This window comes from Enterobacter cloacae complex sp. IR5384 (assembly GCF_049237265.1).
GTDB lineage: Bacteria > Pseudomonadota > Gammaproteobacteria > Enterobacterales > Enterobacteriaceae > Enterobacter > Enterobacter cloacae.
Genome location: NZ_JBMKHJ010000002.1, coordinates 96,447 through 122,800, shown reverse-complemented (window position 1 = coordinate 122,800; position 26,354 = coordinate 96,447). Strand labels below are relative to the sequence as shown.

The following is a 26,354-nucleotide window of genomic DNA, read 5'->3' as shown; positions in this document are numbered from 1 at the left end:
TCGATAAAACTGTGATCCCTGCACGGTTGTAAATATAGTTCACCGTCTACGCTTTTGAACATTATTAAATCTAAAAATCATTTGTTCAATAGCGGAGCGATGATGACCCCACTTATCGAAGCACGAGCCATCTGCAAGCAGTTTTCCGGGGTGCCGGTTTTGAAAGGCATTGATTTCACGCTGCTTGCGGGCCAGGTGCATGCGCTGATGGGCGGGAACGGCGCGGGTAAATCGACGCTGATGAAGATCATCGCCGGGGTGGAGACGCCGGACAGCGGTGAACTTTCCGTAGCAGGTCATTCATATGCGCGGCTCACGCCCGTGCAGGCCCATAAGTTAGGTATCTATCTGGTGCCTCAGGAACCGCTCCTGTTCCCCAATCTGACGGTGCGGGAAAACATCCTTTTCCGCCTGCCGCGTGAACGGGAAAGAGAGAATCGGCTGACGGAGAAGCTGCAGCAGCTGCAGTGCCAGCTAAATCTCGATGCCACCGCCAGCACGCTGGAAGTGGCGGATCAGCAGATGGTGGAGATCCTGCGCGGTCTGATGCGTAACGCAACGATCCTGATCCTCGACGAGCCCACGGCCTCCCTTACGCCGGGTGAAACCGAACGTCTGTTTCGCCAGATCCGCGCCCTGCAGGATCTGGGCGTCGGCATCGTCTTTATCTCGCATAAATTGCCGGAGATCCGCCAGCTGGCAAGCCACGTCTCGGTGATGCGCGACGGTGCCGTAGTGCTCAGCGGGGAAACCGCGCAGTTCGACGATAACGCGCTGATTGCCGCCATGACGCCGGTGAGCCGGGAGAAAGGCTTAAGCGATGCGCAAAAACTGTGGCTGGCGCTGCCGGGAAACCGTCGCACCCAGCCGCAGGATTTTCCGGTATTGCGCGTGGACGATCTTACCGGGGAGGGGTTTATCGATCTCTCGCTTGAGATCTACGCTGGCGAGATCGTCGGTCTGGCCGGGCTGGTCGGATCCGGGCGCACCGAATTTGCCGAGACGCTCTACGGCCTGCGTCCGGTGCGTGGCGGACGGGTCTGGCTGGAGAATCAGGAGATCACTCACGAGAGCGTGGGCGCCCGGCTGGACAAAGGCCTGGTTTATCTGCCGGAAGACAGGCAGGTGTCCGGCCTGTTCCTGGATGCACCCATCCGCTGGAACACCGTGGCGCTGAACGAGCCGTCTCTCTGGCAGCAGCGCAAGCGGGAGTCCGCGGTGGTGGAGCGTTACCACCGCGCGCTGGGGATCAAACTCAACCATGCGGATCAAACCGTGCGCACCCTCTCCGGCGGGAATCAGCAGAAAGTGCTGCTGGCCCGCTGTCTGGAAGCCAACCCGTTACTGCTGATCGTCGATGAACCGACGCGCGGCGTGGACGTGTCGGCACGTGCCGATATCTACCAGCTCATCAAAAGCGTGGCCGCGCAGAACGTGGCAGTGCTGATGATCTCAAGCGATCTCGATGAGTTTCCTGGCCTTGCCGATCGCGTGCTGGTCATGCATCAGGGCGTGCTCAGCGGCGAGTTGCCGCGCCATGCCGTCAGCCTCGATCGGATGATGGCGCTGGCGTTCGGAGGACAATCATGAAGACGTTACTGAAAAACCGCGAGCTGAGCGCGTTTCTCGCCATTCTGGCGCTGTTTGCCGTGCTGGTGGCGCTTAATCCGGCGTACCTGAGCCTTCAGACGCTGGGGATGATCTTCGCCAGCGCGCAAATCCTGATCCTGCTGGCGCTTGGCGCCGCGCTGGTGATGCTGACCCGCAATATTGACGTCTCCGTGGGCTCCACCGTGGGGCTCTCCGCCATCGCCGTCGGCGTGGCGCTGAACAATGGCTACAGCCTGCCGGTATCGATGCTGTTCGCGCTGTCTGTCGGCGCGCTGGCAGGGGCGTTCAACGGGTTTCTGGTGGTGGCGCTGCGCATCCCGGCGATTGTCGCCACCCTCGGCACGCTGGGGCTGTATCGCGGGGCGATGCTGCTCTGGACCGGTGGAAAGTGGATTGAAGGGTTACCGCCGGGGCTGAAATCCCTCTCTGAACCCGTAGCCGTGGGCATTTCGCCGCTCGGCATGGTGGTGCTGTTTTTGGCCGCCGTCGGCGCGTGGACGCTCTCGCGTACCGCGTTTGGACGCGATTTCTATGCTGTGGGTGATAACCTTGCCGCCGCGCGCCAGCTGGGCGTGGCGGTTAACCGCACGCGGATGATCGCCTTTACTCTCAACGGCATGCTGGCGGCCTGCGCCGGGATTGTCTTTGCCGCGCAGATTGGCTTTGTGCCAAACCAGACCGGGAGCGGGCTGGAGATGAAAGCCATCGCCGCCTGTGTGCTCGGCGGCATTTCGCTGCTGGGCGGGACGGGCACGCTGATTGGCGCACTGCTTGGGGCCTTTTTCCTGACGCAAATCGACACCGTACTGGTGCTGTTTAAGCTCCCGGCGTGGTGGAATGACTTTATCGCCGGGCTGGTGCTACTGGGCGTGCTGGTGCTCGACGGGCGTCTGCGCCAGGCGCTGGCGCGTCATCAGCGGGCGCTGAAATACGGTCGCTTCCAGCCGGGTAACAGAGGGGGAAAGCACGTCACCCCATTTCCCAAACGCAAAAAAGAGGTGGCGTAAATGAAGCTTAACTGGGAAAGCGCGCTGCTGATCTTACTGGTGCTGGAGATCCTGCTCTTTGGCGCCATCAACCCGCGGATGCTCGACATCAACATGCTGCTGTTCAGCACCAGCGATTTTATCTGCATCGGCATTGTGGCGCTGCCGCTGACGCTGGTGATTATCAGCGGCGGGATCGATATCTCCCTCGGTTCAACCATTGGCCTGTGCGCCATTGCGCTGGGGGTGATGATGCAATCGGGCTGGCCGATGGCGGTCGCCATTCCTCTGACACTGCTGCTGGGCCTGCTGTGCGGGCTGGTGAATGCGGCGCTGATCCACTACACGGGTATCAGCCCTTTAGTTATCACTCTCGGCACGCTCTACCTCTACGGCGGCGGGGCGCTGCTGCTCTCCGGCATGGCGGGCGCGACGGGCTATGAGGGCATCGGCGGCTTCCCGGACAGCTTTACCGCGTTCGCTAACCTGACCGTGTCAGGTCTGCCCATTCCGCTGGTGCTGTTTGCGCTCATTACGCTCTTCTTCTGGCTGATTACCCACCGCGGGCGCTTTGGGCGTCATCTGTTCTTAATCGGCCAGAACCCGCGCGCCGCGCGCTATGCGGCGCTGTCGGTTAACGGCATGCCCTACGCGCTGTATGGCCTGGTGGGCGTCGCCTCGGCCATTGCCGCCCTGGTGATGGTCTCCTATTTCGGTTCCGCGCGCTCGGATCTGGGGCGCGATCTGCTGATGCCAGCCCTCACCGCTGCCGTACTCGGCGGGGCGAATATTTATGGCGGGTCAGGTTCGGTTATCGGTACGGCACTGGCAGCGCTGCTGGTGGGGTACCTGCAGCAGGGGTTACAGATGGTCGGCATCCCCAACCAGGTGTCGAGCGCGCTGTCAGGGGCGCTGTTGGTTGTGGTGGTGATGGGACGTTCGCTGAGTCTGCACCGTGAATGGGTGCGTTCTCTCTTTAGAAAACTATCCGGAGCGTAAGATGAAAACAAAACTGATAGTCCTGGCAATGGCCCTCAGCTTCGCCTCGGCGCAGGCGGCGGACCGCATCGCCTTTATCCCGAAGCTGGTGGGGGTGGGCTTCTTCACCAGCGGCGGCAATGGCGCGAAAGAGGCGGGGAAAGACCTCGGCGTGGACGTCACCTACGACGGCCCCACCGAGCCGAGCGTCTCCGGCCAGGTGCAGCTCATCAATAATTTCGTCAACCAGGGCTATAACGCCATTATCGTCTCCGCCGTGTCGCCGGATGGCCTCTGCCCGGCGCTGAAGCGCGCCATGCAGCGCGGCGTCAAAGTGCTGACCTGGGATTCCGACACCAAACCGGAGTGCCGCAGCATTTACATCAACCAGGGTACCCCGGAGCAGCTCGGTGGCCTGCTGGTGGAGATGGCCGGGAAGCAGGTGACAAAACCGAATGCCAAAGTGGCGTTCTTCTACTCCAGCCCGACCGTCACCGACCAGAACCAGTGGGTGAAAGAGGCGAAGGCCAAAATCGAAAAAGATCATCCCCAGTGGCAGATTGTGACCACCCAGTTTGGCTATAACGACGCCACCAAATCCCTGCAAACCGCCGAAGGGATCTTAAAAGCGTACCCGGATCTGGATGCGATCATCGCCCCGGATGCCAACGCTCTGCCTGCCGCGGCGCAGGCGGCGGAAAACCTGAAGCGGGAAGGGGTGGCTATTGTCGGATTCAGTACGCCTAACGTCATGCGTCCGTACGTCGAGCGCGGCACGGTTAAAGCCTTCGGCCTGTGGGATGTGGTGCAACAGGGCAAAATTGCGGTCAATGTCGCCGATCGTTTGTTGAAAAAAGGCGATCTTAACGTCGGCGACAGCGTGGAGGTAAAAGATATCGGTACGCTGAAGGTCGAGCCGAACAGCGTCCAGGGCTACCAGTATGAAGCAAAAGGCAACGGCATCGTGCTGCTGCCAGAGCGCGTGGTGTTCACCAAAGAGAACATCAACAAATACGATTTCTGACGGGGGAGCAAATGGCTGATTTAGACGACATCAAAGACGGTAAGGATTTTGGCATCGGTACACCGCAGCAAAATGTACCGTTCACCCTGAAGGGCTGTGGCTCGCTGGACTGGGGCATGCAGTCCCGGCTTTCGCGCATCTTCAACCCAAAAAGCAACCGCACGGTGATGCTGGCCTTTGACCACGGTTACTTCCAGGGGCCGACCACCGGTCTTGAGCGTATCGATCTCTCTATCGCGCCGCTGTTCGCCGAAACCGACGTGTTGATGTGTACCCGCGGTATTTTGCGTAGCACCGTACCGGCCGCCACCAATAAACCGGTGGTCCTGCGCGCCTCCGGCGGTAACTCAATTCTGGGCGAGCTGTCGAACGAGTGCGTGGCAGTGGCAATGGAAGACGCGCTGCGCCTGAACGTCTGTGCGGTGGCGGCGCAGGTGTACATTGGCAGTGAATTCGAGCATCAGTCGATCAATAACATCATCAAGCTGGTGGATGCGGGGGCACGCTACGGGATGCCCGTGCTGGCGGTGACGGGCGTCGGCAAGGAGATGGCGCGCGATGCGCGTTACTTCTCGCTCGCCAGCCGTATTGCCGCCGAAATGGGGGCGCAGTTTGTCAAAACCTACTATGTGGATGAAGGATTCGAAAAAGTGACCGCCAGCTGCCCGGTGCCGATCGTCATCGCCGGGGGGAAAAAGCTGCCGGAGCACGAGGCACTGGAGATGTGCTGGCGCGCGATTGACCAGGGAGCCTCCGGCGTGGACATGGGGCGCAACATCTTCCAGTCCAGCGCGCCGCTCGCCATGCTGAAGGCGGTGAAGAAAGTGGTTCACGAGAACATGAGCGCCCGGGAGGCGTTCCAGTTCTGGCAGGAAGAGAAACAGGGAGAAGCGAAATGAACGTGACGTTAGTGGAGATCAACATCAAACCCGAGCGGGTGGACGAGTTTCTGGAGGTGTTTCGCGCCAACCACAAGGGCGCGATTCAGGAGCCGGGAAACCTGCGTTTTGACGTATTGCAGGACCCCCGGGTGAAAACCCGGTTCTTTATCTACGAGGCCTATAAAGACGAAGAGGCGGTACTGGCGCATAAAAAAACGCCGCACTACCTGGCCTGCGTGGATAAGCTCGAAGAGCTGATGTCGGAGCCGCGCAAAAAACGCAGTTTTGTGGGGCTGCTGCCGGAGTGACAAATTAACCGGCAGCCAGCGATTCAATGGGGATAGTGGTGAAAGAGGCGAAGAATAACGGATGTTATACTCTGGCGCCGGTTGTCTTTTATTTCATCTATCCCCAACGATGAGCTGACGTTAAAAAACGCCTCTTCTTTTATCTTATGACGCCAGCAATCCTTTCAATCAGATAGGGGTAGAACGGATTCGAGGTGATACGCATTAAGGAGTCCATATCTGCCAGCAGTACCGCTCGCTCCCCTCTGACGCGTAAAACACCCAGACTCAGACCATAGTGATTCGGTTCATAGGGTTCACTTCCATATAAAGAGTCATGGACAGGAAACGGGAGGGCGACATGAGATAGAGAAAAAACATCTCTCGGATAGCGCACATTAAGGGGCTGCACGTCTGCTGTTGTTGAGTGTGCTAAGTGCGTCGAAGCGACCATGTTCATACTCTCTGAAGAGGCGTTTTTGACGATAGTCGTCGTGTAAGTACGCTGTGGTGTTGCCAGTAAGTGTGATAGCGCGCGATCCGAAGAGTGGCGAAACAGTGCACGAAAATTGACCGCACGATTAATATCAAACAACACCAGCTCGCTACCGTTATCCGGTAGATTGTGATGGAGCACGTCCAGCACTGCCCGGGTACTGACTGTGGAATCAAGAACGGACTGAAACGTAAGCACATGAGGAAGGTCTTTCCAGCCAGCCGATGACTTGCGTCGCGTAAGGTCCCGTTTCAATGTCTCAGTCAGAAGATAAGCCTGCCGCGCACCATTCACGGGAAAAGAGTTATATTTAAAAGGATTAAATTCTGGTACCAGACCTAACCAGGCCGCACGAGAAAAGGCCGGGAGAAAGGCTGTCCATTCGGCCATTCCCGAAAACCGAGCAAAGCGGCTTATGCCTATCATGGGAGAAATCAGGACAATTTGTTGTGGCTTCTTCAGGCTCTCATCATCAAGTGCATCGATGGCATATTTCATGGCCAGCGCCCCACCATTGGAAAAACCAACAATATGCAGCGGCGCATCCGCATGGGTCATTTTTGTTGCCTCGCGCACCGCAAGACGCGTTGCTGCCAGCCAGTCCTGCCATTTTACATCCGTTAATGCCCCGGGTACGGTACCATGGGCAGGTAGACGGATCCCGATGGCGACAAACCCTTCTTTTTGATAGAGCCGGGCAATATGCTGCAGGCTGTAAGGGGAGTCCGTAAGTCCGTGCAGTAACACGACAGCCCCTCTCGGTTCCGCCTGTGGGCGCATGATATAGGATCGATTCCAGTCTGTGGGAAGGGTGTCCGGAAATACCGGGCTTGACGGGTTATAACGATTTAAACTCGTTGTATCCTGATCGGTTTGCTTCATAACGACATTGTTATGCACCTCCATGAAGAGGGCGTTTTCAGCATTGATATAGTCATCCCAGTCGGCCCGATCGATCTCGTTTTCGCGTAATTCATTAGGGACAAAAGTATGCCAGGGCTGGAGTTCGCCGCTACGCTGTACCCAATAAAACAAGCCTGTCATTGCACAAAGCGTGAAGCCCAAAAGGATAAAAATACAACGCTTCAACACTCTAATACTTTTCTTGCGCATAAATCCTCTAAACATAGATATTCAACCTGATATCTGCTGTATTTAGGTTTTAAAGCGCAGCGTGGTTGATGATGGGGGCACAGAATAAAGATATGGACATCGCATAAACTATGCTTTTAACCATTGCATGATAAGCAAGGAGTTAATGGCGAAATTGATATGCGCGACGATAGATAACATAATACTAAGCGCTGCCACAAACAGAACCTTGAGGTTGAGGATGCGTGTTTTTTTTAAGTTTGCATCCAGCCATAACATATTCCTTATTTTATTCTTTTGATATAAATACATTATCCCCATAGATAAATATAAGAGAGGCATGATAATGCTTACTGAATTGATCTGTAACAGCAGTAATTCACTGCCAACTAATGCAAAAAGCCATGAAATAAATAACAGCATAAGCGTTGCTCCTCAGTTTTTTTTGTTGGTAAGGTAAAACCAAATCATAAACAGAACATCTAAAAACAACCAAACCCCGCCCAGCAACAAAACGTGCGAGACAGCACCCGGCCAGAACAAAGCGCCATTGGGAGAAACAGAAAAGAAATCCTGTCCCCAGACCAGGCGTGCCACAATCATGAAAAGGGGCAGCAATAAAAGGTTGAACAGAAAAAGATAACGGATAAAGTTTGGTTTTCTGGGACGTCTGATATTTTCTTCCGGGAACATGGTTTCCTCACTGGTTTCGGTGAAAATAAATAGGCATTCTAGTGCGAAAAGATAGATGGAACTTAAACACACTTCATTTTATAGCGTACGCAGCTGTCACCTCGATGATTAATGAATGAGAGTATGGTGAGTGAGGATCTCTTGTTTGTTTGAACTTCATATAACATCGCCCCCTATAATAAGCCACCAGACAGAGCTTGTTTAAGGTTCTGACTTCTTTTTTTTAATGTAGATTAGGTGATAACAAATGTTTAAAAAAACACTCACAGTAGTGGCAATTCTTTCAACTCTTTCTGTTGGTGCTAACGCCGCTGAAATTGGCGCTCAGTTAGGTACACAACATACGGAGTTAAATGCACTAATTGCGCCTGAGCCGACCGGTATTTTTTATACTGCAAACTGGGCTAACAATTATAATGATGGCCGTAATTCTGGCGGTGTCGGCCTGGGTTATCAGGTGTCTCTGGGTAAAGCCGATCTTTACGCAGGTGCCAAGGCCATCTATATGGCGCCTAAGAAAGGTGATAATGGATTTGCGGCACCGATTGGTGGCGGGGTTCGTGTCCATTTCAGCGATGAGGTGTATGCCTATGGTGAAGGTTATACCGCGCCACGTGGCCTGAACAATGCCGTCGAAAACTATGTTGAAGTTGATGCTGGGTTGGCCTGGCAGGTACGAGATGAGGTGAAACTCAAAGCGGGTTACCGTCATATTAGCGTTCATGGTAAATCCGGTACGCCTAATCATACGCTGCTTGATGGTGCTTACCTGGGCGCCGCGCTTCAATTCTAAACAAACACTCACCGCGAGCCCTACGCTCGCGGTGAGTCGTTGCATATAATCCAGTCATTTTTCTTTACCCTCCTTTTTATCCAGAGACTCTTCTTCCTTCTTCTCTTAAAACATTTCCTTTCCTGCGCTGATAGTAAAAAGACCGAGAGTGTAATGCAGGGCTGAGCCCTGCTACAGGTTGTAACGTAACCACCCGAAGAGTACGTTTCCGTTATTATAGGTGCCAGGAATATAGGTGAACTGGACATTCACATTTTTATAACTCGCTGAAAAAAGCGGGAATATAATCGGTAAGGGAATGTAGTTGCCCATATCTTTACGCGCCGTTATCCCGGCGGTCACCCCTAATCCCAACCTGAAATCTTTTTGTTGGCCTGGATGCCATCCTTTCTCCCATGCATAGCCGGTGACCGGTTGCCACTCATTATGTGAGTCTTTAAACACCATTCCATACAGTGCACTCCAGTTGCCATTGCTGTGATGACGAGAAACACCCACACCGGCACCCCAGGGCATTTCATTATAGCGATCGGTCTTTTCTTTATCGTACATGAACCGGTTATGCCAGCTGATAAAAGGAAGATAAATATCGTGGCTATCATAATCTGTCCAGGTTTGCGTAATATCGGAAACAATCCTGCTGCCCCAGCTTGCTGCATTTTCATCAGCATGAGTCTGGCCATAGGCACGTGTGGCAAAAAGAAGTAACCCGCTCCAGAGTAAAACAGAGCAAATCAACAAAAATAAATGATAAAAGCCGCCGATAAAGTCGATTTTTTCCTTACAGGGCTGACAGGGGGTAGTGCTTTTCATTGCGAACACTCCAGTGGATAAAAGTAGTTAAAAATAATAAATAGGCCAGCGCATTAACAAAATATGAGACGAATTGTTAATAGCGCCAGAGATGACTGATTTTCTAAAACGAAATGACTAAGGTTGGATATTACGCCATCCTTAGTCATTGTGATTTAATTTATGGCTTTCTTTTTAAGGAGTTCGAACTCCTCCTGGCTAATAACGTCCTGGTCTAATAGTTTTTTGGCGTCTGATATTTGTTCCGCTGGGGATTTACAAAGACTATATTGTGCTGCGGCATTCGCATCCAGTCTGTAAGCACGTTGTCTTTTGGCCATTCCCTTACCTCTCAGAATGAGATAAAAAACAGAGGTGATCAGCGGGATGAAAAGTAACAGCATTATCCAAAGCGATTTAAAGAAGCCGTTGAGTGTATTGTCACGGAATAAATCAGTAACGATCTGGAAAATAACAAACAGATACGCAATAAAAAAGAATATAGAAAACAGGGTGGCTGCCATATTCCAAAATTGTAATAGATGAGTCGTCACAATGATGCCTTCTTAAGGATATAAATGGTCACATGGAATGAATAAAAGATAAAAACCTGCCACAAAAAATTTTCATCCTTAATGAAAAGGACAATTATCCTATTGTGGCAGATATGATAAAGCGTGTTATTGAGCTGGAGAGATCGTTACCTGACCGCGATGCGAGGTAATATTTACACGTTGCCCTACGACAAATTCACCTTCACGGGCGGGCTGCACGGTAACGAACTCTTGCCCGTTATCAGGACGAATAAAGAGTTCAGCCGCATTATGTCGCGCCATTCCTCGTTGTATCGACTGTCCTGCCATCGCGCCAGCAACGGTACCGCCAGCCGTCGCCAGCAGACGGCCGCTTCCGCCACCAATAGCATTACCGGCAGCACCGCCAATCAACGCGCCCCCGACTGTACCGGCAGCGCTGCTTCCGGTGTCGTTTTGGATTGTTATGTATCTCACCCCTGTGATTGTGCCGTGCGACAGTGCCATCACCTGACCGGAAAGCGCAGCACTTGCATGATGGGCAGAACCAACGGGTTTTTCAGTACAGCCAGCCAATGCCAGCAAACCGGCCAAAATTAAAACAGAACGTGTAAACATCTCTCTTCCTTATGAGTAATCAACGGCATCACGAATTAATGGACATGTCATACAGTGGCCGCCACCGCGTCCACGCCCTAATTCACTCCCAACAATTTCAATGACCTCAACGCCTTCTTTACGCAAACGGTCGTTTGTTTTGGTATTGCGGTCATAGGCGATAACGACACCTGGAGACATGGCGACCACGTTATTTCCGCTATCCCATTGCTGACGCTCGGTGTCGTAAACATTGCCTTCGGTTTCAACGACCCTGAGCGAGCGTAAATTGAGTGCCCTGGCTACCACCTCTGTTAACGGCTCTGAATAATGCTCCAGACGCATTCCGCCAGGGGAGTCGTCCTTAATCAGTGAAAAGACTTCGATTTGATCAACAATGGCGGGATAAAGCGTCACTAAATCTCTGTCACAAAAGGTGAATACGGTATCCAGGTGCATCGCCGCTCTGAGCTTCGGCATCGCGGCAATAATAACGCGCTCGACATGGCTAAACGGGTTCGAAAACAGGGCAGATGCAAGCTGGGCAATGGCCTGATAGGACGTTCGTTCGCTCATACCGATTAAAACGGTCTTGTTGCCAATAGGCATAACATCGCCGCCTTCAAGGGTGGCGGATCCGTGATAACGCGTTGGATCTCCCCACCATGTAGTGATCGTCTGACGGGTGAAGTCCGGATGGAACTTATAGATAGCAGTGGTCAGTAACCTTTCTTCACGGCGAGCCTGCCAGTAAAGGGGATTAAGCGTAACCCCGTTATAAATCCAGCTGGTGGTATCTCGCGTATAAAGCGTATTCGGCAACGGCGGGAGCAAATATTCACGCAGCCCTGTCGCTCTTCCGACGAGTTCAAGTTCTTCTTTATCGCCCCTGTGTCTGTTCAGCAAATCATAGGTTGAAAGCCCGCCGATCATAAACTCAGCCAGCCGATCTGCGGGTAACGAATCCAGGAACGAGCGTGTTTCATTAAGCAAACCCAACGGGATTTCATCAGCAGTAATCTGCTGTTCGATGAGCCAGTTGCGTGCCTGACGGTTAGCCAACGTTTCGGAGAGCAGATCATGCATCTCAACAACGTCAACACCGCATCCGCGCATTTTGTTAATAAAATCGAGATGATCCTGACGGGCACGCTCTACCCACATGACATCATCAAATAACAGTCGGTCGCAATTGCCCGGCGTAAGACGGCTATGTGCTAACCCAGGGGCGCACACCATCACTTTGCGTAACTGGCCGACCTCGGAGTGAACACCCAGTGGTATATCTTGCATAGTGTCTCCTTAAGAGAGTAATTAAATGGTAATATTTCCGTTTATAATTCCATAAATACAGGCCAAAGCCGCGAGCACGATGGCGGTAAATAATATTCGTTCCGTACCAGAGAAGATTTTTTTGTTTTGCTCACGCTTAGCAATGTAATAAAGCAGTGTGCCAGGCGCATAAATAACGGCGGACAGCAGCACATACGTTAATCCGCCGGCATAAATCATCAAAAAGGCATAGGCAGTGGCAATGACAGAGATCACCAGGTCTTTATAATATCCCTTTGTGCACTGTTCGTAGGTTTCTCGTGTAATAACCAGCTTCAGGCTATACGCGGCAACCAGAAGATAGGGGATAAGCGTCATCGCGCTGGTTAGCTCAAGGGCTAACAGGAATGCGTAATCGCTGAAAAAAGTGATAACTAAGAACAGCTGTATCGAGATATTCGTCAACCATACGGCTGAAGAGGGAACGCGCCAGCGATTCTCGCGTGCAAAAACGGCAGGCATGCTCTTTTTCAACGCCGCGGAATAAATAACCTCCGCAGCGAGCAATGACCAGGAAAGATAGGCTCCGAGGACAGAGATAATTAACCCCACGCTGATGAAAATCATACCCCAGCGTCCCACAATGCTTTCGAGAACACCGGCCATTGAGGGTTGCCGTAAGGCCCCCAGCTCGGCCTGGGGCATAACGCCATAAGAAAGCATGGTGACTAACATCAGTAAGCACAGCACCCCGATGAAGCCGAATACGGTCGCCAGGCCAACGTCTTTCCGGTTAGTTGCATAACGCGAGTAAATACTTGCCCCTTCGATTCCAAGGAATACGAATACGGTCACCAACATGGTGCTTCTGACCTGGGAAAAGATTGATCTGAAGAGAGGTGGCTCTCCGGCGGCCCCGCCCCAGAAATTAAGCATAAACATCTCTTTTTTGAATGCCATTATCAGAATGGCGATAAATACAAAAATAGGGATGATCTTGGCACAGGTGGCCAGGGTATTGATAAAGGCCGCTTCTTTAATACCCCGCAATACCAGGAGATGAAAAGACCATAAAACAACTGATGAGACAGCGATTGCCAGCAGCGTATTACCTTCGCCAAATGCAGGGAAAAAAGCGCCTAATGTTGATTTAATTAAAATAAAATAGGATACGTTGCCGATACATGTACCCGCCCAGAAACCGAGTGCCGAAATGAAGCCCGGATATTCGCCGAAACCGGCTTTAGCGTAGCTAAAGACGCCCGCATTGAGTTCAGGCTTTCTTTGCGCAAGGTTCTGGAATACAAATGCCAGCATCAGCATACCGCCACCGGCAATCACCCAGGCAATAATTGCACCAAGCCCACCGGTTGCTCGTCCGAATGCAGCAGGTAATGAAAATATACCCGCTCCGATCATCGCTCCGACGACAAGCGTCGTTAAAGACCAAAGCGATAGCGTATTGGTCGTAGATTTGTTCATATAATTTTCTTAACAATGAAGCTGTGATTGATGAAGTGTGAGTTTAAAAGCGTTAAATATACCGTACTTAAATGAAGTTAATTTTTATGCCATCAAGGCAGCACAGGGGCTGGGTGTAACTCAGATCGCACCGTTTAGATCGTAATAATAACCCTCTTCTCTTTGATTTCTGATTTGCCCGCTGTTGTAGGGTGCCAGTTTCTTTCTCAGACGACCAATAAGCACCTCGACGGTATTGTTTTCTTTACCCATCCAGTCGTGGTAGAGATGTTTCATGATTTTACGTTTGCTCAGCGCCTTGCCTTTGTTCTTCACCAGTAGCTTCATAATTTCAAATTCAAAACGGGTCAGTCGAATTTTTTGCTTGTTGATGAAGAGTACTTTACTGTTTAAATCGAGCTCTAAATTACCTGCAGTAATACGGCTGGAAGGGGTGAGATAATTCCGGCGTACTAAAACCCAAATTCTGATGATAATCTCTTCAATATGACTAGACTTGACAACATAATCGTCAGCGCCGCTTTCAAACGCTTTCACCTTGTGTTCAATATCGTTGCTGCTGTTAAGGATCATGATGCGGATAGTGCGCCCTTCGCGTCGCCACTTACGAATCGCCTGTAACTCAGCAGTGGAAAGCGTTTCAGATGCCATAATCAGGAGTTCAGCTTTATTTGAAAACATAAACATTTCCACTTCCTCAATACTCGAAGATACATCAGTTAAAATACCTGCCTCTTCAATTTGGGTTTTCAAATAATGCTGATTTATAATGTTAGGATCTAATATTAACACGCGCATATCTTCCTCTCACTTTGTTGCTTCGCCTGTTAGGGTTTTTGACATTTTATGAAATGGATTTCTATGCTTTACAGATAAAAGCATCGTCACCAAAAAGTTGGCTAAATAATACTTTCGAAATAAATTCAAACAATTCTTTTATGAGGGATATTAGAAATACAAAATAAAAAAATGCAGAATAAAAGAAGTGAAGGGAAGAGTATGAGAAAAGCAGAGGGAGTAGAATTAAATCAAGAAAAATCACATTTAATAAGGTTTTTGTTCTGCTTTTTTGGCGTGTAGAGTGTTTGTTTAGATGAACGTATGGTTGCTCCAATTGCTTTCTGGTTGGATTTTTGTTAAGAGTTAAGTGCGAATTTTATTTCTTGATTTAACAATCCATACATCTGTCTTGCATTCATAACATTAGCACAATGAGCCATGTGCTTGCGTCAATAAACTCATTTTCGGCAAATAAATATGGCACGCTGCAAATCGCTTATTCTCCAGGTTTTGGGGTCAAGCTTCTGGATCTTATAGTGCAGGACAGGTTGGCTGGTGGTGAGTTTTTCAATCAGCACAGAAGGTGCATTATCCTGCGGATTAGCAAGAAATTTACCTTTTGTGACTTTGTGGAATCCGTTTTGCACGTCTGTGTCGATGGTCATGTTTCCTGTACGATCGACAAGGTACTCTTTACCATAATAGTTCAACGTGCCGTATTCGCTGACCGTGACGAGACCATCGTTGGTAATGTGGAAAACAATTTTGATATTTCCATTAATCCCTTGCTGGACATTTTTTGAATCTTCATAGTTGATATGTACCGTCGACATACAGTTCATCGGTAGGTAATCATAAACACCAACAAGCTTGTATATTCCCATTGCAAGCAAGGGAAGCATCAACAGGCATAAAACAATATTAATTGTTGTTAATATTGACGAAGTTTTCGCATTCATGTCCTTTCCCTGTATTTTGTTTGCCACACAGGGCAATGTGAGTTGAGTACACCTTGCTTTTTAAAGGCGCTCTGTTGTCATCAAAATAGATATTTTTGGGATGTTGCTGGCATTTTAATGCGATTCTTTGCCCTAAATTTGTATTAAAAAATGAGTCAATATTCTCTTGTTTGACGCCATTTTCGTCAGTATAGACATCGCATAATCCGACTGACTTATATTTATGCATAGTGCTATCGTTTAAATGGTACAAATAAAAGGCAGTGATGGTGCTCACCATTAAAACGGTTAATGCTATTGTGCTAATGTAAAAACCTTTGTGGGAGGAACAGATTTTTTTAAATTTTTCGTACGTGCTACTACGTGTAGTACTAACACGAGTACACTGACAGTGCAGTACAAATCCTTGCTTTGGTATTGTTTCGATTTTGTCTTCAAGCGAGAATTCAAGAAATGCTTTTCGCAACAGAGATATGTTTCGGTTCAGGTTGTTATCAGAAGCAACCAGACCATGTTCTTCCCAGACTTTTTCAAGGAGTTCAGTACGGCTGACCTGAGAATTATTGGCGTCAATAAGTGCATTTAATAATCGCGACGTCGCCAGTGAAAGCTCAACTTCGCGTTTATTATCGGTTAAAATGCGCGATTCATCATTATAATGCACTATCCCGTCAAGTAGGTACTGCATAGCTTAAACGTCCTCGCAAATGAATCTACGCATTATAATTTTAGCGCTACTATTATTCAATGTTCTGATTTCTATTAAGAGTCGATAAGACGTATTTTTACCGGGATAATTACACGTAGACAGAGGGACAAACTGCGAGGGCGGGGACGTTGCTTTCTCAACCATTCCTGAGAATGATTACTTTATGAATGATGCGGTGTGGCCGGGTAAGCGCAGCGCCACCCGGCGTTTTTCAGGCCAGTTCCAATTCCGCAAGGATCGCTGAAAGCGCCTCGCGCGGCTCTCCCTGAATTGCCTGCAACGGGAACGGCAAGCCGGGTGTTGCCACTTTTCCCCTCATTTCCGCCGCTGCCGCGATGACCCTTACGCTACCGTAACGACGGAACAGATCCCATAGCGGCTCTAACCGTTCTGACTCTGTACTTTTCCCCGAACGCGCTATCGCCAGCGCCGCTTTTGGGAACAACCCCGCGAGAACCGAATACCAGACGTCAAACCCGGCCTGCAGGGCTGAGGCTGCCCGCCAGTCACCGGCGATACCCAGTGTGACCGTATCAGGAAGCCGGGCACGTACCTGCGACAGGTTCTCCGGCAAGCGGCCAAGCTTGATGGAGCCCACATTTGGCAGAGACGCGACGGCAAACAGCAATTCATTGCTAAACACAAAACCGGTCGTGGCAGGGTTATCGTAAATGCACAGCGGTACGGAGAGCTGGCGGGTCACCGTTTCATAGAGCTTGAATACTTCCTCATCCGTTAATCGCTGGTACGACACGGGTGCCATCAGCACGCCGGAGACTCCGGCCGTTTGCGCGTCGTCAGCCAGACGCTGAATATCGTCCAGCCGCATTGCGCCGATGCTGACGATAACCGGTATGTTACCGGCATGTTCCACCGCACAGCGTGTCACCCGGGCACGCTCTTCAACGGTCAGATAGGCATAGCTCCCGGTCGAGCCAAGAATGCCCAGTGAATCGACGCCTGCCTCAACCACGGGAGAGAGCAGATGCGTAAAGGCCTGCTCATCAAACGTGCCGTTTTTCAGGGGCGTTAACGGAAATGCGCTGACTCCACGAAACATTTTTTATCCTCTTACAGGGTCAGTAACTGCCTGTGCACCACTGCACCCGGCATCAGACGTTGCAGGTTATCAATCAGATCCGCTCCGGCTTCTTCCAGTGCCGTAAGCGGCATTGACGGCAGACTTTCCAGAATAAACCACATGGTTTGCGCCTGACTGTCAAGACGCGTCCGTATACCCTGGCGCCAGTTCCAGCGACGGCAGGTAACACCGAGGTCGTCGCGCCAGATAACCTCGCCCGGCTCCGGGTATTCCACCACCGGCTGCCCCTCTTTGAAGGTATCAAACGGCTCGCTGCCGTCCGCCAGCGTCAGGCGCGGCGCGCCTGAATAAGTCGCAAGATTTTCTCCACCAACCGGGATGGCGTAGCGAATGCTCACCGCGTTGTAGATATCCACCACCGGATCGAGCGGTGGCAGCGAGCCGTCTTTTAAGACCCGCTTACGTAAGGCGGATGCCGAGCAGGGCGTACGTTTCGGTTTTGCGCCGAAGGCCTTAAATACCTCATCCCAGCCGGAAAGGTGCGCGTCAGCCCACGGCACATCATCATTAAGCATCTGCTGGCAGGCTTGCGTGAGCACGGCCGGAGCGACTTCCGGGTGGGTAACCGGCGCAGCTTCCACCAGAATGCTCAGCGCCCGAAAGCCCGGGGCAATTGCGGCAAGGCGCGGGTCTATTGACGGCGTAACGAGAGACATAAATAATCCTGTATTGACTGTTTTATACCATGGTAGTGACCAATGACTGAAAAAGTCAATATAATGACTGAGCAGGGTGCCGATATCACCCAGGTAAGCCTGGCCGTAGCGAACCGCATACGCAACTGGCGTAAAGAGAAAAAACTGTCGCTGGATGAGCTCTCGCGGCGTGCCAGCGTCAGCAAAGGCATGCTGGTGGAGATCGAAAAGGGCGCAGCCAACCCCAGCATCGCCATTTTGTGCAAGCTGGCTGCCGCGCTCGGTATCTCAGTGGCGGATATCGTTAACGTCTCCAGCGAGCCGCTGGTGCACGTTATCGAAGAAGCCGCGATCCCGGTGCTGTGGCAGGGGGAAAAGGGCGGACGCGCCAGACTGCTGGCAGGAACCGCGGGCCCGGATATGATTGAGCTATGGCAGTGGGAGATGCAGCCGGGAGAGCGTTTTACCTCTTCGGGGCATCCGGCGGGCACCTTTGAGCTGCTGCACGTGAACGAAGGCATATTAACCCTGACGGTGGACGAGACGGTTACGCAGGTTGCTGCCGGGGCATCGGCGGTGGCGAAAACGGAAGCCGCGCACGGCTATGCCAATGAGGGAAAAAAGGTGCTGCGCTTTACCATGACGGTGGCGGAGTTTCACCGATAAAAAGCAGCCCGGTGGCGCAACGCTTACCGGGCTGGTGTTGTAGGCCGGGTAAGCGCAGCGCCACCCGGCGTTTTTTTACGCCTCTTCCACACTCACGCGCAGTGCCGCCAGCGCTTTACGTGCCGCCTTCAGTACCTGCTCACACTGCTCAATGGTCAGCGTCAGCGGTGGCTCAATGCGGATGGTTTTGGAATTGTTGAGCGTGCCGGCCACCAGCACCCGCTGGCGGAACATCTCGCTCGCGAAGCTATAGCCGATTTCGTTATCAACAAACTCAATGGCCATCAGCATCCCTTTACCTCGTGCCTCCTGGATCAGATCCGGGTATTCACGTCCCAGCTGACGGAAACCGTCCAGCAGCATGTCGCCTTTCTGCTCTGCCTGCGCAGGCAGGTTTTGCTCCAGCAGCACGTTGATGGTGGCCAGCGCGGCCGCACAGGCCAGCGGGTTACCGCCAAAGGTGGTGGTATGCAGGAACGGGTTGTTGAACAGCACCGAGAAGACCTCTTCGGTAGCAACCGTCGCACCAATCGGCATTACGCCGCCGCCGAGCGCTTTCGCCAGACACAAAATGTCCGGCTGAACGTTCTCATGCTCGCAGGCGAACATCTTGCCGGTACGTCCCATGCCGGTCTGCACTTCGTCGAAGATCAGCAGCGCGCCAAACTCATCGCACAGCTGACGTACGGCAGGCAGATAGCCCTGTGGAGGCAGGATCACGCCGCCTTCGCCCTGAATTGGCTCCAGGATCACCGCGGCTACGTCATCGCCGGTTTTACGGCATTCGCTGAGCACGGTGCGCATGGCATTAATGTCGCCGAACGGCACGTGGCGGAAGCCCGGCAGCAGCGGCATAAACGGTTTGCGGAAGGTGGATTTGGCGGTCGCAGACAGGGCGCCCAGGGATTTACCATGGAACGCGCCGCTGGTGGCGACAAAAGTGAATTTCCCGCGCGGCGACTGGTACGCTTTGGCGAGCTTAAGCGCCGCTTCGACCGATTCCGTGCCGCTGTTGCTGAAGAAGCTGTATTTCAGTTTGCCGGGTGTTAAGGCTGCCAGCGTTTTCGCGAGCATGGCGCGAAGCGGGTCGAGCAGTTCCTGGCTATGGAGAGGTTGTTTCGCGAGTTGATTCTGTACGGCGGAAACCACTACTGGATTACGGTGCCCCACGTTGAAAATGCCAAAACCACCCAGGCAATCAATAAACTCCTGTCCCTGGGTGTCGACAAGCGTATTCAGACTTCCCGCTTGCCACTCTACGGCTCCGTAATCCCCGCCGGCGGTAACAGATTTGCGATACTCCAGAAAACCTGGATTGACGTGCTCTTTAAAGTAATCGATGACCTCTCGGTTAAGTTGTTTCATCTCCTCATGATCAAGCGTTCGCTTCTCAATGAGATTCAGTGCGTGCGCGGTACAGGCAAGAGCCGAGGCGCTGGAAGGTAACCTGTTCAAAATATGCTCCCGGGGATCGCGTATCACATGATACTGCGTTAAGTATTGCAGGGATTACGCCACTTCAGCGGACTTAACGAAAATCGGGATAAACACCAGGTTAAAATAATGTTGCGCAATATTTAATCATGCCGATGTTTTCCAGACGGGATTTAGCGGTACGGAAAACGGGGGCAGGAAGACGTGGATGGGGTCAATTGCACCAGGGGGGTGCAGGCGGTGCGACTTAAGTGGGCGTTAACAGATCATCCTTTGCAGGTAATTTCATTGTGAAAGTATTTAAAATCAATCAATTATAAAATCTCACAAAAAGTGCGGTTTAAGTGAAATCTGCGATCTCCATCAAGTTTAACAACTAAAGATAAATTGTTTACCGCCGAAAAAACAATAAACCACAAAATTAACATTCAAATAACCTGCAAGGGATGCTCACGATGTGCTCTCCAACCTATGTCACCCAGAATGAATATCTTCTGGACGATGACACCACCTTAATGTCTACCACAGACGTCCACAGCTATCTAACTCATGCTAACGACACCTTTGTTCAGGTGAGTGGCTATCAGCTTAATGAGCTGATGGGTCAGCCGCATAATCTGGTGCGCCATCCTGATATGCCTAAAGCCGCTTTTGCCGATATGTGGTACACCCTGCAACAGGGCGAGCCGTGGAGCGGAATTGTCAAAAACCGCCGTAAAAATGGCGATCACTACTGGGTGCGCGCCAACGCGGTGCCGATGGTGCGCCACGGGAAGGTCACCGGCTATATGTCGATTCGCACCAAAGCGACGGCAGAAGAGATCGCCACCGTGGAGCCACTCTATAAGGCCCTGAATGCCGGACGCTGTACCAAACGGATCCATAAAGGGCTGGTGGTGCGTCAGGGCTGGTTCGGAAAGCTGCCGGCAATGCCGCTGCGCTGGCGGGTACGCGGCGTGATGGCGGTGCTCTTTGGCGCGCTCGCCGCTACGCTTGTGGCAACCTCAGCAGGCTGGGTGTCGTTGGTCGCAGCAGCGATAATGATGCTGCTGGGCACGTTGTTGTTTGAACAGCAGATTGTCCGCCCGGTAGAGAACGTGGCGCGACAGGCGCTGAAGGTGGCAACCGGCGAGCGCAATAGCGTGCAGCACCTGAACCGCAGCGACGAACTGGGCCTGACCCTTCGCGCGGTGGGGCAACTGGGGCTGATGTGTCGCTGGCTAATTAATGACGTATCAAGCCAGGTGGTGAGCGTGCGCGACGGCAGCGACAAGCTGGCGCAGGGTAATGAGGATCTGAATGACCGCACGCGTCAGACCGTTGCAAACGTGCAGCAGACCGTGGCGACAATGAACCAGATGGCGGCCTCCGTTCAGAGTAACTCTGAAACCGCCACCGAGGTCGATAAGCTCTCCGTAGCCGCCAGCAGTGCGGCGACCAAAGGCGGGAACGCGATGCAGACGGTGGTCAAAACCATGGACGATATCGCCGACAGTACCCAGCGTATCGGCTCCATTACCACCCTGATCAACGATATTGCCTTCCAGACCAATATCCTCGCCCTGAATGCGGCGGTAGAAGCGGCACGGGCCGGTGAGCAGGGCAAAGGTTTTGCGGTGGTGGCAGGGGAAGTTCGCCATCTTGCCAGCCGCAGCGCTAATGCCGCCAACGATATCCGTAAGCTGATTGATGCCAGCGCCAGTAAGGTACAGTCCGGCTCCGAGCAGGTACACGCCGCAGGGCGCACCATGGATGATATCGTTGAGCAGGTGAAAAACGTCACTCAGCTGATCGCGCAGATTAGCCATGCCACTTCTGAACAGGCTACCGGGCTTTCGGAGTTAACCCGCGCGGTGGCTGAACTGGACAGCATCACGCAGAAAAACGCCGATCTGGTTGAAGAGAGTGCGCAGATCTCCGCGATGGTAAAACACCGGGCCGGACGTCTTCAGGATGCAGTGACGGTTCTCCATTGAGTCTGTAATGTTCCAGAAAAGCCGTTTATTCTGCCAGGCGTAAACGGCTTTCGTTGCTTCATTTGTAATTATTCCTGCGATTTATTGTTAATTTTATATTAAGTAACTAAAGAAAGTGCCTCAGTTATTTATCCCTGCCTAAGTCATTTTTCCCCGATGCTATTTCATAAATGCCCCGTCTGGTGGTTGAGTAACGATCGATACGGCCATATTAATAGCCTCTGCCTATCCATTGTGATGGTTATGAAATAAAAAAACGATCAAAGTCATAAAGTTAGCGGTTTCGTTAACGATAACGGTGATCGTCTGAGAAATAATCACATCGATGGAGTAAATATGTTCTTACATGACGTAAAAATCGGCACGAAATTATTTCTGGCGTTTGGATTCTTTATTGTCCTGATGGTGGTGAGCGCGAGTTTGTCTTTAATGAGTCTGAACCGGGCAAACAACGGGATGCAATCCATTATTACCAGTGATTATCCAACCACGGTAAAAGCGAACCAGTTAATCGATAACTTCCAGGAATTTATTAGCACTCAGCAGCTCATGCTGCTGGATGAACAGGGAACGTACACGGCGCAGTCGCAGCAGCATCTTAAAGAGATTAGTGAGCACATCACGGTGCTCCTCGGTGAGCTGAACAATGTGCTGCAGGATCAGCAATCGCAGCAGGTGCTCGCCGAGATACGCGGCGTGCGCCAGCAGTATCTGGACTCGCGCTATCGTATTTTGCAGGCGGTGCAGAATCACGATCGCGCCGGGGCGCTTCAGGAGATGATGACCAACACCCTCAAACTGCAGCAGGCCTATAAAGCCAAAGTGCAGCAGCTGATTGCGATTCAGAACACTGAGATGCAGAACGCCGGGGTGCAGGTGGAAAGTGATTTCAGGAGCAACCGTCTGCTGCTCATCCTCATCACCCTCTTCAGCGTGGCGGCAGGCAGCCTGATTGGCTGGTTTATCGTGCGTTCCATTACCCGTCCGCTGGGCCAGGCCGTGGTCTTTGCGGCGGCGATTGCGGATGGCGATCTCACCGGCAGTATCACCTCGCACGGTAAAGACGAAACCGGCCTGTTGCTGCATGCCCTGATGGAGATGAAAACGCGTCTGCTGGACATTGTGCAGCAGGTGCAGACCGGCTCGGAGAATATCTCCAGCGCCGCCGCGCAGATTGTCGCCGGGAACCAGGATCTGGCTGCGCGCACGGAAGAGCAGGCCAGCTCTGTGGAGCAGACCGCCGCCTCGATGGAGCAGATCACCGCGACGGTGAAAAACACCGCTTCGCATACCGGAGAAGCGACCAACCTGTCGGCGGATGCCGCGAAGGTGGTCAAAAACAACGGTGAGATGATGAAGCAGGTGACCAGCAAAATGCGCCTGATTAACGAGACCTCGAACCGGATGTCCGACATCATCGACCTGATCGATGCCATTGCCTTCCAGACCAATATTCTGGCGCTGAACGCGGCGGTGGAAGCGGCCCGGGCGGGCGAGCACGGTCGTGGCTTTGCGGTGGTGGCTGGTGAAGTGCGCCAGCTCGCGCAGAAGAGTGCTTCGTCAGCCAGTGAGATCCGTGAGCTGATTGAAAGCTCCACCAGTCAGACGCAGGACGGGATGAATCTGGTCGAGAAGGCGAGCGAGCTTATCAATGGCATGGTGGGCAACGTGGAAGAGATGGATGTGATCCTGCGTGAGATCCGCCAGGCCAGCCACGAGCAGACGGAGGGGATCTCGCAGATTAACAGCGCGATTGGCCTGATTGATGCCACCACCCAGCAAAACTCCGCGCTGGTGGAGGAGTCTGTTGCCGCGGCGGCCTCCCTCAACGAGCAGGCGATGCACCTGAAAGAGCTGGTACGCGTCTTCCGCGTGAGCGCGCACGCACCGGCTTAATCCAGCTGGGAGATCTCCAGCGCCGCGCGGTCGATCACGCCAACGATCTGCTTAAGCTGCGCGTCGCTGAGCGCTCCCTGATTCACCTTCAGATCTAACACCGCTTTGAAGTTATCCAGTGCCCGCTTCATCTGCGGGTTTTTGCGTAGCTGGAAACCGACCGCGCGGGCTTTGATACTCGCCTGAATCTGCTCAAGCTGTTCCTGGTTTTCCTCCAGCCACTGCTGTCCTGCCGCATTGATGGCAATGCGCTTACGCCCATTCTCTTCTTCCGTAATGGTGATAAACGCCTGATCCTGAAGATAATCCAGCGTCGGGTAAATCACGCCAGGACTCGGGGTGTAGTTCCCCTGGGTCAGGTTCTCAATCTCTTTGATCAGCTCATAACCGTGGCTCGCGTTGCGGGTCAGAATATCCAGAATCACCAGCCGCAGATCGCCGTGACCAAAAAAGCGCGGTCGACGTCCGCCGCCATCATGTTCGTGTCGCATAGTGTGCCTCGTAAATTGATATATCTAAACTATATCTAAGATATATTCAGATGCAATCTAAAAGATCTTGCATTCTTGCTGATTAGCAATCATTATCATTTAAAATCAATTTAGATATATCGTATTCACCTGAGAAGGGTCTTAACATGGCAACCACCCGCTATCCACAACGCGTGCGTAACGAACTGCGTTTTCGTGAACTGACCGTGCTCCGTGTTGAGCGCGTAAGCGCTGGTTTTCAGCGCATAGTTTTAGGCGGCGAGGCGCTGGAGGGCTTTAGCTCCCGCGGTTTCGACGATCACACCAAAGTGTTTTTCCCGGCCCCGGGAACGACGTTTGTGCCACCGGTGGTCACCGACGAGGGCATTGACTGGGGCGACGGCGTGCGCCCGCAAAGCCGGGATTACACACCGCTGTACGACGCCGCGAAGCACGAGCTGGCGCTTGATTTCTTCGTGCATGACGGCGGGGTTGCCAGCCAGTGGGCGCTAGAGGCGAAAGTGGGCGACAGGCTGACGATTGGTGGCCCGCGCGGTTCGCTGGTGGTACCGGAGGATTACGCCTGGCAGCTGTACGTGTGCGATGAGTCCGGGATGCCGGCGTTGCGTCGCCGCCTGGAAGGCATCGCCAGCTTGCCGAAACGCCCGGAAATTCACGCGGTGGTCACCGTCGGGGATGAATCATACAAGGATTATCTGGCGCACCTGAGCGCGTTCAACATCACCTGGGCGATCGGCCACAGCGAGCAGGCGGTGGTTGAGCAGCTGGCGTCGCTGAACGTTCCGGCGGAAGATTACTTTATCTGGCTGACCGGGGAAGGGAAGGTGGTTAAAAACCTGAGCCGACTGTTTGAGACTGAGGCTATCGATCAGCAGCTGGTGCGTGCCAGCGCGTACTGGCACGCGAAATAATTACGCTGCTGAATCGAGCTGCGCTTCGCTCACCTGATGTTCGAGCGAGGCGCGGACCTCGTTCAGCGCCTTTTCCTGCTGCGCGAAGTACGCTTCCATATTGCTGAGCGACGACACCAGCAGCCAGGATTCTTCTTTCTCCAGTTCTGCCAGCTCGTTCACTAAGGTGTCGATCTGCTCGCGAACCTGAGCCATTTTTTTGCGGATGCGCTCCAGATCGTTCAGCCTGTCGCTGGCCATCAGCGGCTCGAAGCCCTGCTGCAGGCGCGCCACCAGAGAACGAATGGCTTTGACGTCTCCACGCTGTTTAGCCTGGTTGAGCTGCACCATCATCGCGTTGGCTTCTTCTTTCAAATCGTCCGCCACCAGATCCGGGTGGCACAGCTTGCTCGCCTGCCGCCAGAGCCGTTTCAACTCGTCCCGATCCTCTTGTGAAAGATCTTTCCCTTTACGCAGACGCACTTCGGCATCCTGATGCTGCTCGCGGTATTTCTCGTACTCTTCGTTGGCCTCGTCACGCGCCTGACGCGCAGGCTCTTCCTCACGCGTTAAGCCGCTCTCCAGCTCCAGCGCCTCGGCAAGCAGGTTGGCAATCAGGTTACTTTGCTGCTGCAGATGCTTACGCGCCTCGGCTGCCTGTACGGAATCGGCAGGAAGTTCGCGCCAGCGCTGGGTGAGTGTTGCCAGCACCTCCACGGCCTGGGCCATGTAGCGCTGACAGCGGCGGTAGTCTTCCTCGCGACGACGCGCCTCAGCCTGCTGGCGGCGCAGGTTCAGCTCGGCCAGCGTTTTACGCAGGGCGAGGATCTGCTGCATCAGCGGGCCCAGGCGGGAGAAATAGAGATCGTTGAACTCATCAAGCTGCTGCACGCGCGCGTTACGGCGGTCAATCAGATCGCGCAGTCGCTCTTCCAGCGCTTTCAGTTCCAGTTTGCTCGCGGCGACCTGCGGATCGCGCCATGGCGTCACGGCACGCTGGCTCTGTAGCCACGCGACGATCGCGGCGATGGCCGCAGTGTAGTTTTTCTGCTCAAGCGCCACGACGATTGCCTGTAGCTCATCGTCAAACGCTTCATTTTTCAGCCGGGTTAGCTGGCTCTGAATGATGTCGTCATCTTCCAGTTCAATGGCATTTTTAATGATTTCTAGCCGTTTGATCGGTGTGCTCATGATGCCTTTCGCTTTGGCGCTTAAGTATTTGAGTTAAGGTTAGTTGTTGGAAACGCTACAGGAAATAATACACACGGATGATGATCGGCGCGATGGGGGATTTCTTTA

27 protein-coding genes are annotated in these 26,354 nt (G+C 52.7%); 11 read left to right on the top strand and 16 right to left on the bottom strand.

Features of this window, described 5'->3' with window-relative positions; all coding sequences use genetic code 11:
• The first annotated feature begins 102 nt into the window (after positions 1 to 102).
• From lsrA to lsrG, 6 genes are read left to right on the top strand one after another with little or no spacing between them, the layout of a single operon-like run.
• Positions 103 to 1,590 (top strand): autoinducer 2 ABC transporter ATP-binding protein LsrA, encoded by a 1,488-nt coding sequence (lsrA, locus tag ACOTX3_RS02710; protein ID WP_013098850.1) that lies wholly within the window; start codon positions 103 to 105, stop codon positions 1,588 to 1,590.
• Positions 1,587 to 2,618 carry an autoinducer 2 ABC transporter permease LsrC gene (gene lsrC / locus ACOTX3_RS02705; RefSeq protein WP_013098849.1) on the top strand — a complete coding sequence of 344 codons (1,032 nt, stop codon included), beginning with the start codon at positions 1,587 to 1,589 and terminating at the stop codon, positions 2,616 to 2,618. Before lsrA ends, lsrC begins: the two co-directional genes overlap by 4 nt.
• On the top strand, positions 2,619 to 3,596 hold the full coding sequence (gene lsrD / locus ACOTX3_RS02700) for an autoinducer 2 ABC transporter permease LsrD (RefSeq protein ID WP_014833377.1): 978 nt from the start codon (positions 2,619 to 2,621) through the stop codon (positions 3,594 to 3,596).
• 1 nt (position 3,597) lies between these two features.
• Positions 3,598 to 4,599: an autoinducer 2 ABC transporter substrate-binding protein LsrB gene (gene lsrB, locus ACOTX3_RS02695; protein WP_020689399.1), complete on the top strand. Its 1,002-nt coding sequence runs from the start codon at positions 3,598 to 3,600 to the stop codon at positions 4,597 to 4,599.
• A gap of 11 nt (positions 4,600 to 4,610) precedes the next feature.
• A complete protein-coding gene (gene lsrF / locus ACOTX3_RS02690; RefSeq protein ID WP_029883832.1) occupies positions 4,611 to 5,498 on the top strand; it encodes a 3-hydroxy-5-phosphonooxypentane-2,4-dione thiolase in 888 nt (295 codons plus the stop codon).
• Positions 5,495 to 5,788, top strand: a complete 294-nt coding sequence (gene lsrG, locus ACOTX3_RS02685) for a (4S)-4-hydroxy-5-phosphonooxypentane-2,3-dione isomerase (protein ID WP_058678724.1) — start codon at positions 5,495 to 5,497, stop codon at positions 5,786 to 5,788. The genes lsrF and lsrG overlap by 4 nt, the downstream gene beginning before the upstream one ends.
• A gap of 139 nt (positions 5,789 to 5,927) precedes the next feature.
• Here the strand turns inward: lsrG and ACOTX3_RS02680 are convergent, their stop codons facing one another.
• From ACOTX3_RS02680 to ACOTX3_RS02670, 3 genes are all read right to left on the bottom strand, one after another.
• On the bottom strand, positions 5,928 to 7,376 hold the full coding sequence (locus tag ACOTX3_RS02680; RefSeq protein ID WP_038985790.1) for an alpha/beta hydrolase: 1,449 nt from the start codon (positions 7,374 to 7,376) through the stop codon (positions 5,928 to 5,930).
• Between the two features lie 108 nt (positions 7,377 to 7,484).
• Complete coding sequence (locus tag ACOTX3_RS02675; protein ID WP_020689402.1) at positions 7,485 to 7,778, bottom strand: hypothetical protein; 294 nt, start codon at positions 7,776 to 7,778, stop codon at positions 7,485 to 7,487.
• Positions 7,779 to 7,790: 12 nt separating this feature from the next.
• Entirely contained in the window at positions 7,791 to 8,048 is a 258-nt protein-coding gene (locus ACOTX3_RS02670) for a hypothetical protein (RefSeq protein WP_045902634.1), read from the bottom strand.
• A 247-nt stretch (positions 8,049 to 8,295) separates the two neighbouring features.
• Between ACOTX3_RS02670 and ACOTX3_RS02665 the strand changes: the two genes are divergently transcribed.
• Positions 8,296 to 8,841, top strand: a complete 546-nt coding sequence (locus ACOTX3_RS02665; protein ID WP_013098838.1) for a YfaZ family outer membrane protein — start codon at positions 8,296 to 8,298, stop codon at positions 8,839 to 8,841.
• Between the two features lie 171 nt (positions 8,842 to 9,012).
• On the opposite strand, the gene pagP is transcribed toward ACOTX3_RS02665, so the two are convergent.
• The 10 genes from pagP to ACOTX3_RS02615 all read right to left on the bottom strand — a co-directional run bounded on the left by pagP (position 9,013) and on the right by ACOTX3_RS02615 (position 17,723).
• The gene (gene pagP / locus ACOTX3_RS02660) at positions 9,013 to 9,654 is read right to left on the bottom strand and encodes a lipid IV(A) palmitoyltransferase PagP (protein WP_072205120.1); all 642 of its coding nucleotides are present in this window, start codon (positions 9,652 to 9,654) and stop codon (positions 9,013 to 9,015) included.
• A gap of 155 nt (positions 9,655 to 9,809) precedes the next feature.
• Complete coding sequence (locus ACOTX3_RS02655; protein ID WP_029883828.1) at positions 9,810 to 10,187, bottom strand: zinc metalloprotease HtpX family protein; 378 nt, start codon at positions 10,185 to 10,187, stop codon at positions 9,810 to 9,812.
• 126 nt (positions 10,188 to 10,313) lie between these two features.
• On the bottom strand, positions 10,314 to 10,784 hold the full coding sequence (locus ACOTX3_RS02650; protein WP_038420668.1) for a glycine zipper 2TM domain-containing protein: 471 nt from the start codon (positions 10,782 to 10,784) through the stop codon (positions 10,314 to 10,316).
• A 9-nt stretch (positions 10,785 to 10,793) separates the two neighbouring features.
• Positions 10,794 to 12,056 (bottom strand): arginine deiminase, encoded by a 1,263-nt coding sequence (locus ACOTX3_RS02645; protein ID WP_127869079.1) that lies wholly within the window; start codon positions 12,054 to 12,056, stop codon positions 10,794 to 10,796.
• 21 nt (positions 12,057 to 12,077) lie between these two features.
• Positions 12,078 to 13,517, bottom strand: coding sequence for a basic amino acid/polyamine antiporter (locus ACOTX3_RS02640; protein WP_058661856.1), 1,440 nt, complete (start codon positions 13,515 to 13,517; stop codon positions 12,078 to 12,080).
• 120 nt (positions 13,518 to 13,637) lie between these two features.
• Positions 13,638 to 14,315, bottom strand: a complete 678-nt coding sequence (locus ACOTX3_RS02635; protein ID WP_013098832.1) for a winged helix-turn-helix domain-containing protein — start codon at positions 14,313 to 14,315, stop codon at positions 13,638 to 13,640.
• A gap of 440 nt (positions 14,316 to 14,755) precedes the next feature.
• A complete protein-coding gene (locus tag ACOTX3_RS02630) occupies positions 14,756 to 15,256 on the bottom strand; it encodes a hypothetical protein (RefSeq protein WP_058678725.1) in 501 nt (166 codons plus the stop codon).
• Positions 15,219 to 15,944, bottom strand: a complete 726-nt coding sequence (locus tag ACOTX3_RS02625; protein ID WP_040022010.1) for a winged helix-turn-helix domain-containing protein — start codon at positions 15,942 to 15,944, stop codon at positions 15,219 to 15,221. The genes ACOTX3_RS02630 and ACOTX3_RS02625 overlap by 38 nt, the downstream gene beginning before the upstream one ends.
• A gap of 232 nt (positions 15,945 to 16,176) precedes the next feature.
• A complete protein-coding gene (locus ACOTX3_RS02620) occupies positions 16,177 to 17,025 on the bottom strand; it encodes a dihydrodipicolinate synthase family protein (protein WP_058678726.1) in 849 nt (282 codons plus the stop codon).
• An 11-nt stretch (positions 17,026 to 17,036) separates the two neighbouring features.
• Positions 17,037 to 17,723 (bottom strand): B3/4 domain-containing protein, encoded by a 687-nt coding sequence (locus tag ACOTX3_RS02615; RefSeq protein ID WP_013098829.1) that lies wholly within the window; start codon positions 17,721 to 17,723, stop codon positions 17,037 to 17,039.
• A gap of 42 nt (positions 17,724 to 17,765) precedes the next feature.
• Between ACOTX3_RS02615 and ACOTX3_RS02610 the strand changes: the two genes are divergently transcribed.
• The gene (locus ACOTX3_RS02610; RefSeq protein ID WP_058678727.1) at positions 17,766 to 18,368 is read left to right on the top strand and encodes a helix-turn-helix domain-containing protein; all 603 of its coding nucleotides are present in this window, start codon (positions 17,766 to 17,768) and stop codon (positions 18,366 to 18,368) included.
• A gap of 75 nt (positions 18,369 to 18,443) precedes the next feature.
• On the opposite strand, the gene ygjG is transcribed toward ACOTX3_RS02610, so the two are convergent.
• Positions 18,444 to 19,823: a putrescine aminotransferase gene (ygjG, locus tag ACOTX3_RS02605; RefSeq protein ID WP_058678728.1), complete on the bottom strand. Its 1,380-nt coding sequence runs from the start codon at positions 19,821 to 19,823 to the stop codon at positions 18,444 to 18,446.
• 434 nt (positions 19,824 to 20,257) lie between these two features.
• Between ygjG and ACOTX3_RS02600 the strand changes: the two genes are divergently transcribed.
• Positions 20,258 to 21,778 (top strand): methyl-accepting chemotaxis protein, encoded by a 1,521-nt coding sequence (locus ACOTX3_RS02600; RefSeq protein WP_058678729.1) that lies wholly within the window; start codon positions 20,258 to 20,260, stop codon positions 21,776 to 21,778.
• A gap of 336 nt (positions 21,779 to 22,114) precedes the next feature.
• Positions 22,115 to 23,674 (top strand): methyl-accepting chemotaxis protein, encoded by a 1,560-nt coding sequence (locus ACOTX3_RS02595; RefSeq protein WP_058678730.1) that lies wholly within the window; start codon positions 22,115 to 22,117, stop codon positions 23,672 to 23,674.
• On the opposite strand, the gene ACOTX3_RS02590 is transcribed toward ACOTX3_RS02595, so the two are convergent.
• Positions 23,671 to 24,165, bottom strand: a complete 495-nt coding sequence (locus ACOTX3_RS02590) for a PadR family transcriptional regulator (RefSeq protein WP_058678731.1) — start codon at positions 24,163 to 24,165, stop codon at positions 23,671 to 23,673. The genes ACOTX3_RS02595 and ACOTX3_RS02590 overlap by 4 nt on opposite strands.
• 146 nt (positions 24,166 to 24,311) lie before the next feature.
• Between ACOTX3_RS02590 and ACOTX3_RS02585 the strand changes: the two genes are divergently transcribed.
• Positions 24,312 to 25,076 (top strand): siderophore-interacting protein, encoded by a 765-nt coding sequence (locus ACOTX3_RS02585; RefSeq protein ID WP_045293636.1) that lies wholly within the window; start codon positions 24,312 to 24,314, stop codon positions 25,074 to 25,076.
• Here the strand turns inward: ACOTX3_RS02585 and ACOTX3_RS02580 are convergent, their stop codons facing one another.
• Positions 25,077 to 26,246 (bottom strand): DNA repair ATPase, encoded by a 1,170-nt coding sequence (locus tag ACOTX3_RS02580; protein ID WP_013098822.1) that lies wholly within the window; start codon positions 26,244 to 26,246, stop codon positions 25,077 to 25,079. It abuts the gene before it with no gap.
• Between the last annotated feature and the right edge of the window lie 108 nt (positions 26,247 to 26,354).

What these genes read in the sequence shown, in the direction of transcription:
- ACOTX3_RS02610 (WP_058678727.1), top strand. Translation starts at nt 17,766, where the DNA reads ATGACTGAAAAAGTCAATATAATGACTGAGCAGGGTGCCGATATCACC.
- ACOTX3_RS02645 (WP_127869079.1), bottom strand. Translation starts at nt 12,056, where the DNA reads ATGCAAGATATACCACTGGGTGTTCACTCCGAGGTCGGCCAGTTACGC.
- lsrC (WP_013098849.1), top strand. Translation starts at nt 1,587, where the DNA reads ATGAAGACGTTACTGAAAAACCGCGAGCTGAGCGCGTTTCTCGCCATT.
- ACOTX3_RS02620 (WP_058678726.1), bottom strand. Translation starts at nt 17,025, where the DNA reads ATGTTTCGTGGAGTCAGCGCATTTCCGTTAACGCCCCTGAAAAACGGC.
- ACOTX3_RS02625 (WP_040022010.1), bottom strand. Translation starts at nt 15,944, where the DNA reads ATGCAGTACCTACTTGACGGGATAGTGCATTATAATGATGAATCGCGC.
- ACOTX3_RS02650 (WP_038420668.1), bottom strand. Translation starts at nt 10,784, where the DNA reads ATGTTTACACGTTCTGTTTTAATTTTGGCCGGTTTGCTGGCATTGGCT.
- lsrB (WP_020689399.1), top strand. Translation starts at nt 3,598, where the DNA reads ATGAAAACAAAACTGATAGTCCTGGCAATGGCCCTCAGCTTCGCCTCG.
- ACOTX3_RS02635 (WP_013098832.1), bottom strand. Translation starts at nt 14,315, where the DNA reads ATGCGCGTGTTAATATTAGATCCTAACATTATAAATCAGCATTATTTG.
- lsrG (WP_058678724.1), top strand. Translation starts at nt 5,495, where the DNA reads ATGAACGTGACGTTAGTGGAGATCAACATCAAACCCGAGCGGGTGGAC.
- ACOTX3_RS02680 (WP_038985790.1), bottom strand. Translation starts at nt 7,376, where the DNA reads ATGCGCAAGAAAAGTATTAGAGTGTTGAAGCGTTGTATTTTTATCCTT.
- ACOTX3_RS02595 (WP_058678730.1), top strand. Translation starts at nt 22,115, where the DNA reads ATGTTCTTACATGACGTAAAAATCGGCACGAAATTATTTCTGGCGTTT.
- pagP (WP_072205120.1), bottom strand. Translation starts at nt 9,654, where the DNA reads ATGAAAAGCACTACCCCCTGTCAGCCCTGTAAGGAAAAAATCGACTTT.
- ACOTX3_RS02675 (WP_020689402.1), bottom strand. Translation starts at nt 7,778, where the DNA reads ATGCTGTTATTTATTTCATGGCTTTTTGCATTAGTTGGCAGTGAATTA.
- ACOTX3_RS02580 (WP_013098822.1), bottom strand. Translation starts at nt 26,246, where the DNA reads ATGAGCACACCGATCAAACGGCTAGAAATCATTAAAAATGCCATTGAA.
- ACOTX3_RS02640 (WP_058661856.1), bottom strand. Translation starts at nt 13,517, where the DNA reads ATGAACAAATCTACGACCAATACGCTATCGCTTTGGTCTTTAACGACG.
- ACOTX3_RS02590 (WP_058678731.1), bottom strand. Translation starts at nt 24,165, where the DNA reads ATGCGACACGAACATGATGGCGGCGGACGTCGACCGCGCTTTTTTGGT.
- ACOTX3_RS02670 (WP_045902634.1), bottom strand. Translation starts at nt 8,048, where the DNA reads ATGTTCCCGGAAGAAAATATCAGACGTCCCAGAAAACCAAACTTTATC.
- lsrF (WP_029883832.1), top strand. Translation starts at nt 4,611, where the DNA reads ATGGCTGATTTAGACGACATCAAAGACGGTAAGGATTTTGGCATCGGT.
- ACOTX3_RS02585 (WP_045293636.1), top strand. Translation starts at nt 24,312, where the DNA reads ATGGCAACCACCCGCTATCCACAACGCGTGCGTAACGAACTGCGTTTT.
- ACOTX3_RS02600 (WP_058678729.1), top strand. Translation starts at nt 20,258, where the DNA reads ATGTGCTCTCCAACCTATGTCACCCAGAATGAATATCTTCTGGACGAT.
- ACOTX3_RS02665 (WP_013098838.1), top strand. Translation starts at nt 8,296, where the DNA reads ATGTTTAAAAAAACACTCACAGTAGTGGCAATTCTTTCAACTCTTTCT.
- ACOTX3_RS02615 (WP_013098829.1), bottom strand. Translation starts at nt 17,723, where the DNA reads ATGTCTCTCGTTACGCCGTCAATAGACCCGCGCCTTGCCGCAATTGCC.
- ACOTX3_RS02630 (WP_058678725.1), bottom strand. Translation starts at nt 15,256, where the DNA reads ATGAATGCGAAAACTTCGTCAATATTAACAACAATTAATATTGTTTTA.
- lsrD (WP_014833377.1), top strand. Translation starts at nt 2,619, where the DNA reads ATGAAGCTTAACTGGGAAAGCGCGCTGCTGATCTTACTGGTGCTGGAG.
- lsrA (WP_013098850.1), top strand. Translation starts at nt 103, where the DNA reads ATGACCCCACTTATCGAAGCACGAGCCATCTGCAAGCAGTTTTCCGGG.